General features: G+C 64.9%; 6 protein-coding genes. 1 reads left to right on the top strand and 5 read right to left on the bottom strand.

Features of this window, described 5'->3' with window-relative positions:
• Position 1: 1 nt before the first annotated feature.
• The 5 genes from PV772_RS20815 to PV772_RS20835 all read right to left on the bottom strand — a co-directional run bounded on the left by PV772_RS20815 (position 2) and on the right by PV772_RS20835 (position 6,995).
• Positions 2 to 1,441: an FtsX-like permease family protein gene (locus PV772_RS20815; RefSeq protein ID WP_347887424.1), complete on the bottom strand. Its 1,440-nt coding sequence runs from the start codon at positions 1,439 to 1,441 to the stop codon at positions 2 to 4.
• Between the two features lie 199 nt (positions 1,442 to 1,640).
• Entirely contained in the window at positions 1,641 to 2,735 is a 1,095-nt protein-coding gene (locus tag PV772_RS20820; RefSeq protein ID WP_141161233.1) for a sugar-binding protein, read from the bottom strand.
• A 49-nt stretch (positions 2,736 to 2,784) separates the two neighbouring features.
• On the bottom strand, positions 2,785 to 4,068 hold the full coding sequence (mmsB, locus tag PV772_RS20825; protein WP_018761952.1) for a multiple monosaccharide ABC transporter permease: 1,284 nt from the start codon (positions 4,066 to 4,068) through the stop codon (positions 2,785 to 2,787).
• A 45-nt stretch (positions 4,069 to 4,113) separates the two neighbouring features.
• On the bottom strand, positions 4,114 to 5,673 hold the full coding sequence (gene mmsA / locus PV772_RS20830) for a multiple monosaccharide ABC transporter ATP-binding protein (protein WP_141161232.1): 1,560 nt from the start codon (positions 5,671 to 5,673) through the stop codon (positions 4,114 to 4,116).
• Between the two features lie 131 nt (positions 5,674 to 5,804).
• A complete protein-coding gene (locus PV772_RS20835; RefSeq protein WP_141161231.1) occupies positions 5,805 to 6,995 on the bottom strand; it encodes an ROK family transcriptional regulator in 1,191 nt (396 codons plus the stop codon).
• 228 nt (positions 6,996 to 7,223) lie between these two features.
• Here PV772_RS20835 and PV772_RS20840 point away from each other — a divergent pair, with 228 nt between their 5' ends.
• Entirely contained in the window at positions 7,224 to 8,081 is an 858-nt protein-coding gene (locus tag PV772_RS20840) for a nitrilase-related carbon-nitrogen hydrolase (RefSeq protein ID WP_347887425.1), read from the top strand.
• The last annotated feature ends 70 nt before the right edge of the window (positions 8,082 to 8,151 follow it).

An 8,151-nucleotide genomic window follows, 5' to 3' on the forward strand; every position in this document is an offset into this window, starting at 1 on the left:
GCTATTCTCCTCGCAGGACTTCGATGGGACGGATGCGCGCGGTAAGCAGGGCGGGGATCAGGGCGCCGATGATGGCGACGCCGAATACGGCAGCGATTCCGCCGGCGATCACCTCCGGGGACGCGCTCGCGGTGACCGAGTTCAGCAGCTGGGAGGCGCCGCCGAAGGGTCCGCCCTGGGTGCCGCGGACGCTTCCCCCACCCGCGGCGGCCGGGAAGTTGCGGCCGGCGGTGGCCGTGGAGTTACTGCTGATCAGGGCCGAGGCGATGCCGCCGCTGGCGAAGGATGCGATCGCTGCCCCCACTGCGCTGCCCAGGGCCGCGAGGACCAGCGCTTCGAGGACGAACTGCAGGCCGATGGTGCGGTTGGGTGCGCCAATGGCCTTCAGGACACCGATTTCGCGGCGGCGCTCGCGGACCAGCATCACCATGATGAGCAGGATGATCAGCCCGGCGGTGCCCAGCGCGGCGACAAAGGCGATGAAGGAGATGTTCTTGACGCTGTCAAGGGAGCTGACTGCGGTCTGCAGGTTCTGTCCCTGGGTAACGTCCGCCTTGTCGGTGCCGAGCGCGGCCTGCAAGGCAGCCTTGGCGGTGGCGACGTTATCCATTGAATTGACCGTGACGATCATGCTGGACAGCTCACCGGGCGTCCCCGCGAGTGTTTGGGCCGTGGGGAGTGTGACGTAAACAGCGTTGTTGCCAAAGGCCGTTCCGGCGTCGAACAGTCCGGTCACCGTGTAGGCCTGGTCATTGATGGTGAAGCTGGAGCCGACGGAGAGGCTGTTCTTCTCCGCCAGGGTGGTTCCCAGCAGAGCCCCGGTGGAGGCTGCCGAGTAGTCGCCCAGTCCGGTGCCCTGGGTAATGTTCAGGGCTTTGCCGGTGGTGTCCACCTCGGCGCCGATGCCCGTGGCGGTGATCGGCAGCGAGCGGACGGGCTGCTGGGTGGTGCCGGTGGACCCGGTGGTTCCATTGGCCTGCTGGTTGCGGTTGCCCAGGGTGCCGGCATCCACCGCAGCGGTGAGGCTGGTGGTCAGGGTGGCCGCAGCCTGGCCACCGGGGCCGCCCTGTCCGGTCTGGCCACCCGGCCCGGCCTGGCCGGTCCCGCCTGAGGCCGCCTGTGCCGCGGCTGCGTCCGCGTTCCTCAGCCTCAGGGAGGAGGTCCCGACGACGGCACTGACGTTCGGCACGCCGGCGGCGGTGGCTGCCTGGTCGGCTGTGAGGGGTTCACCGCCGCCTTCGAAGCCTTGCCCGCCGGCGGGGTTGACGGTCAGGACGGTGCCGACGGAGGCGTTGAGCTCCTGCACCTTCGCTCCGACCGCCTGGTTCGCCACCAGCATGGCCAGGGCCAGGCCAATGGCGACGGCCAGCACCGCTACGACTGCTGCGGTGCGGACCTTGTTTCTGAAGGCATTGCCTACGCTTCGGGCAAGGACGCTCACGTTACTCCTAGGACTCAGGTGCCGGCGCGTGGGGCCGGCTTCGCATCAACCCTCGCCGGGCATCCTGTGCGGGAATCCGGCCACACCTGTGCCTGGCCTGTGAAGGGTGTTGCTGCTGGGGCAGGACGCAGGAAAGCCCGGTCCTTTTGAAGGACCGGGCTTTCCGTTCGCCGGCGGGAGCCGGCTTTGCCTGTCGGTATTACTTGGTGATCGGGCCGAGTACGGGATCGTCCGTGTAGGCGGTCTTGACGTTGGCGGAGGTCACGATGACTGGCTCCAGCAGGTAGGCGGGAACCACCTTGTTGCCGTTGTTGTAGGACTTGTCGTCGTTGACCTCGGGCTTCTTGCCGGCCTGCAGGTCCTTGACCATGGTGATGGCGTGCTCAACCAGCTTGCGGGTGTCCTTGTTGATGGTGGAGTACTGCTCGCCTGCCATGATCGACTTGACCGACTCAACCTCGGAGTCCTGGCCGGTGACAACCGGGATCGGCTTGCCGGCAGCCTTGACCGAGGTCAGGATCGCGCGGGCCAGGGTGTCGTTCGGGGAGAGGACGCCGTCCACGTTGGCGGTGGTGTAGCTGCCGCTGAGCAGCGTGTCCATGCGTCGCTGGGCGTTTTCAGCCTTCCAGCCCTGGGTCACGGCCTGCTCGAAGCTGTTCTGCCCGGAGACGACCTTCAGGGTGCCGTCGTCGATCTTGGGCTTCAGGACGCTCATGGCACCGTTGAAGAACACCTTGGCGTTGGCGTCGTCGGGGGAACCGGCGAACAGTTCGATGTTGTACGGACCAGCCGGCTTCTTGGCCTTGAGTCCGTCCAGCAGGGCCTGGCCCTGGAGAACGCCGACCTTGAAGTTGTCGTAGGCCACGTAGTAGTCCACGTTGGCGGTGTTCAGCAGGAGGCGGTCGTAGGCGATGATGGTGGCGCCTGCGTCTTTGGCCTGCTTGAGCTGGGTACCCAGCTGGGAACCGTCGATGGCGCCTACGATGATGACCTTGGCGCCCTTGGTAACCATGGCGCTGATCTGGTTCTGCTGCTCCGAAACGCCGCCGTTGGCGAACTGGACGTCAGCCTTGAACCCTGCGCCGTTCAGGCCGTCGTTGAACAGCTTCTCGGCCAGGACCCAGTTCTCACTGGTCTTCTGCGGAAGCGCGACGCCGATGGAGGAGTTCTGGTCGAATCCCGCGGCACCGCTGCTGGAACCACCGGAGGGTTCCGAGCGTCCACAGCCCGTCAGCGCCAGTGCTGCGATGGCAGCAACCGCTGCGGCCTTCCCTGCTTTACCAAACATTCGCATTGTTGGTTCTCTTTCTTTGTGTGATGGAACAGTATTCAGGCTGCAAACTTCAGGCTTCCCTGGCGATCGCTTCCTTGGTGGAGGTGGTTTCGTCAGGCTGGATAGGGCCGCTGGGGCCGGCGGTGTTCCGGTTCATGTTCCGGGTCAACATGCCGATAATGGACCGCTTGCCCTGCGACTTGTTGTAGACGTCGAAAGCGACAGCGATCAGGAGGACCAGCCCCTTGATGATCTGGGTGAGGTCGGCGCCGACACCCAGGAGCTGCAGGCCGTTGTTGAGCACTGCCATGACCAGGCCACCAATGATGGAGCCGACCACGGTACCCACGCCGCCGGTCACTGCCGCGCCGCCGATGAAGACTGCAGCGATGGCGTCCAGCTCCCAACCCACGCCGTCAAAGGGGCCGGACGCGGTGGAGCGGCCCACGAAGATCATGCCGGCCAGGCCGGCCAGGATGGACATGTTCATCATGACCAGGAAGTTGACCTTCTTGGACTGGACACCGGAAAGCTCTGCTGCGTGGCGGTTGCCACCGACAGCGTAGACGTGGCGGCCAACGACCGTGCGCGAGGAGATGAAGCCGTAGATCAGGACCAGCACGGCCAGGATCAGGCCGGGGATGGGGAACGAGGTCCCGGGTCGGCCAGTTGCGAACAGGTACGTGGCGTAAAGGATGGCGGCGCAGATCAGCACCAGTTTCACCACGGTCACCCACATCTCGGGGACGCCTGCGCCGAGCGCCTTGGCGCGTGCCCTGGCGCGGAGTTCGCCCACGACGACGAAAACAGCAACGGCGATGCCCATCAGGAGTGTCAGGTTGTTGAACCCGGTGTCCGGTCCTACCTCAGGAAGGTACCCGGAGCCGAGGTACTGGAAGTCTTCCGGGACGGGAATGGTGTTGGACTTGCCCACGAACTGGTTGAAACCGCGGAACAGGAGCATGCCGGCCAAGGTGACGATGAAGGCTGGGATGCCGACGTACGCGGTCCACAGGCCTTGCCAGGCTCCGATCAGGGCTCCGAGCAGCAGGCCCAGGAGTACGCCCGCATACCAGGGGATTCCCCAGTCGCGGATGGCCAGGGCGACGCTGACCCCGACAAACGCCGCGACCGAACCGACGGAGAGGTCGATGTGGCCGGCGATGATCACCAGGACCATGCCGATGGCCAGGATCAGGATGTAGGAGTTGCCGTTGAAGAGGTTGATGACGTTGCCCGGAGTGAGGGTGCGGCCGTCGGTGAAGATTTGGAAGAAAATGATCAGCGCAACCAAGGCGAAGATCATGCCGAATTGGCGGGTGTTGCCGCCAAACAGCTTTTTGAGGGCGTTCATGGTGTCAGTCCTTGTGTCCGGAAGGTTCTGGGGTTTGCCAGAAGGTCAGGCGGCTTTTCGGGTAGCGGAGGTCATCAGTTTCATCAGGCTTTCCTGGCTGGCCTCGTCTTTGTTCAGGACACCGGTGATGGCGCCTTCGAAGATGGTGTAGATGCGGTCGGACAGGCCCAGGAGCTCGGGTAGCTCCGAGGAGATAACGATGACGCCCTTGCCCTGGTTGGCCAGCTGCTGGATGATCCCGTAGATCTCATACTTGGCGCCGACATCGATGCCGCGGGTGGGCTCATCCAGGATCAGCAGGTCCGGGTCCGTGAACATCCACTTGGCCAGGACCACCTTCTGCTGGTTGCCGCCGGAGAGCTTGGCGACGCCTTCCTCGACGGAGGGCGTCTTGGTGCGCAGCGACTTGCGGTACTGCTCCGCAACCGTGAATTCCTGGTTGGCGTCCACCACGAAGTTGTGGCTGATCTTACGAAGGTTTGCCGCCACGGTGGTGGTCTTGATGTCGTCAAGGAGGTTCAGGCCCAGTGATTTGCGGTCCTCGGTGACGTAGCCCAGGCCGGCGTCAATGGCATGCCTGACGCTCTTGAGGACCACTTCCTTGCCGTCCTTGTAGATGTGGCCGTCGATGAAGCGGCCGTAGGACCGGCCGAAGACCGAGCGGGCCAGTTCCGTGCGTCCGGCACCCATGAGCCCGGCGAACCCGACGATTTCGCCACGGCGGACGAAGAAGTTCGAGCCCTTGCAGACCAGGCGGTCCTGGATGGCCGGGTGGCCAACGGTCCAGTCCTTGACCTCGAAGAACACCTCGCCGATCTTGGGGGTGTGGTCCGGGAACCGGGATTCCAGCGTCCGGCCCACCATGCCCTTGATGATGCGGTCCTCGTCCACGCCGTCCTTCTTGACGTCCAGCGTCTCGATTGACTTGCCGTCGCGGATGATGGTGATCGAATCGGCCACCTGCTCAATCTCGTTGAGCTTGTGCGAAATGATGATCGAGGTGATGCCCTTGGCCTTCAGGCCCAGCATCAGGTCCAGCAGGTGCTGTGAGTCCGATTCGTTCAGCGCCGCGGTGGGCTCGTCCAGGATGAGGATCTTCACGGACTTGTTCAGTGCCTTGGCGATTTCCACCAGCTGCTGCTTGCCGACGCCGATTTCCTTGATGGGGGTGTCGGGATCGTCGCGCAGGCCGACGCGGGCCAGGAGGTCCAGGGACCGGAGGCGGGCCTCGGCCCAGTCGATGATGCCGCGCTTGGTGGGCTCGTTGCCCAGGAAGATGTTCTCCATGATGGACAGTTCGGGGATCAGCGCCAGTTCCTGGTGGATGATCACGATGCCGGCGTGCTCGCTGGCCCGGATGTCCCGGAACTGCTGGACCTGCCCCTGGTAGACGATATCGCCGTCGTAGCTGCCATACGGGTACACGCCGGACAGGACCTTCATGAGCGTGGACTTGCCGGCCCCGTTTTCGCCGCAGATGGCGTGGATCTCGCCTGCCTTCACCCGGAGGCTAACATTCGACAAGGCTTTAACGCCGGGGAATTCCTTGGTGATGGACCGCATCTCAAGGATGACCGGGTCCGCGTGCGTGGTCTGGGACGTCATGAGCCCTAACCCTCCAATGCAATGACTTCTTTGTCCGGCCGGCAAAGCGCAGGGCCGTCTGAACCAAAAGTAAACTGGATCACAGCTGTTGTCGTCAAGTCTTTAACGCAATTGCTGGATAACGAAATGGTCTAGGGCTTGCGGATACCGGCATGCTGGAACACCAGGGCGGCGGCGCCAAGGGCCTCCGCACGGTCGCCGAGCGAGGACATGGCGAGGGTGGTGGTCTCACCGATGACCGGTACCGCATGACGGACCAGGCCCCGCCGGATGGGGTCCAGCAGGATGTCTCCCAGGCCTGCCAGCGGGCCTCCCACCACGATGACCTCAGGGTTGATCAGGTTGGCCACATTGCCCAGGGCGCGCCCCACTGCGAGCCCCGCATCATCCACGACGCGCAGCGTTGCCGAGTCCCTGTTCAGTGCCTTGCGGACAATGTCCGCCGGTGTCATGGGCCGGTCCTCACCGCGGCTGAGGAGCTCGATCATGGTGGTGGTGGAGGCGATGGTTTCCAGGCAGCCGCGGTTGCCGCAGCGGCATACCAGCCCCTGTTCGTGGATGGTGGCGTGGCCTATCTCGCCGGTGATTCCCACGTTGCCGTAGTAGGGGGCGCCATTGAGGATCAGGCCGGCGCCGATGCCCGATCCGATCTTCAGGAACATAAGGTTGCTGACCCCCGAGTGCTGCCCCCAGGTCACTTCGGACCACGCGCCCAGATTGGCGTCATTGTCAACAAAGACGGGGATTCTCAAGGTTTCCTCAAGATGCTGCAGGATGTTGATGCCCACCCACTCGGGGAGGATTGCGCCCTGCGCCACCGTTCCCGTCCGGCGGTCTATGGGGCCCGGAATGCCGACGCCGGCCCCCACCACGGACGTGCGCTCCACGCCGCTTTCGCGCAGCAGTTTCTCCAGCAGGGACACCGCTGCCTGGATGCCGTCGTCCGCCTGGTGGCCCAGCGGGAGCATGACCGATTCTTCGGCTATCACGTGGTAGCTAAGGGAGGCCAGGACCACGCGCAGGTGCCGTCGGCCGAAATCGATCCCCACAGCCACGGCGCCGTTGCTGTTCAGCCGCACGTTCAACGCCCGCCGCCCGGAACTGGTAATCGGTTCGGTGGATGCCAGCCCCGAATCCAGCATGATCCTGACGATATTGGAAACAGTTGCCGTGGACAGCCCGGTCTGCCGGGCCAGCTCCGCCTGGGTGGACGGGCCGCCCATCAGGGTCTCAATGATCCGCTGCTGGTTCTGCTGCCGCAGGGCGGACTGCGATCCGGGGTTCTTAGGTTTGCTCCTCGTTGAGCGCGTAGTTGCGGACATGCTAAGAAGATTGCCCTACCGCTCCGCTTGTAGTCAAGAAGTTAACGCAAGGGTGGGTCGGGGAGCGGTGGAAGAAGTGGGGAGCGCCGCCGTGCATTCCGTCCCGGCGTCCAGCGCGGCGGGTCCAAACGACCCGCCAGCCACTGCTTGCGGCTGGCTAGGCTGGAAGACGGAAACAACCCCTGCCCATCCACCTCCGCGTGGACAGGCACAACGAAGGTGGTAACGATGCTGCTGTCCGTCCTGCAGGCCAACGCCGTGGTCCTGGACATCGAGGCCAATCTCCGGACCGTGGACCAGGCTGCCCGCCAGGCCGCGCAGGCCGGCGCCCACCTGCTGCTCACGCCGGAGCTCTTTCCCGTGGGCTACGCTCCGCTGCGGCTGCGCCGCGACCTTGATCCGGCGGCGATCCCCGGGATCCGTGAACGGCTGGCCGGGATCGCCCGCAGTACCGGGGTCGCGCTCGTGTACAGCCTGCCGGCACCGGCAGGTGGTGAAACGGAGTCCGCCGGTGGCACTGGATGGCACATTTCAGCCACCCTGGTGGATGCCGGAGGCAGGGAAATCCTCACCTACGCCAAGGTGCACCTCTTCGGCGATGAGGAACGCAGGGCATTCGTCCCGGCCTCGCAACCTCCGGCCGTGGTGGATTTCCACGGCATCCGCACCTCTCTGCTGATTTGCTATGACATCGAGTTCCCCGAGGCCGCGCTGGAGGCTGCTGCCCGGGGCGCCGAACTGGTCCTGGTGCCCACCGCGTTGTCTGCGGGCTTCGAGGCGGTACCGCAGGTGCTCATCCGCGCCCGGGCGCTGGAAAGCCAGCTCCACGTGGCCTATGCAAACCACTGCGGAAGCGAGGACGCCTACATCTTCGGCGGTGGAAGCGTGGTGGCGGGACCTAACGGTGCGCTTCTTGCCGAGGCGGCGGACGGCCAGGCGCTGTTGTTTGCCGAGGTGGGGGCGGAGGCGGTCCGCGCCGCGCGGGAGGTGGTGCCGTACCTGCGGGAACGCCGGCCCGGGGTATACCGGGAGTGGGAGGCGGACCGGCCGCAGGAACGGGGCCTGCCCGGGAATGGCCGGCCCTAGGTGTACTCAGTCAGTAGGTTGGTTGCACCTGCTGATGGGTGGTTTGCCTCCGAGGCCGCCGTGGGGCCGG

The organism is Pseudarthrobacter sp. CC12 (assembly GCF_039907755.1).
GTDB lineage: Bacteria > Actinomycetota > Actinomycetes > Actinomycetales > Micrococcaceae > Arthrobacter > Arthrobacter niigatensis.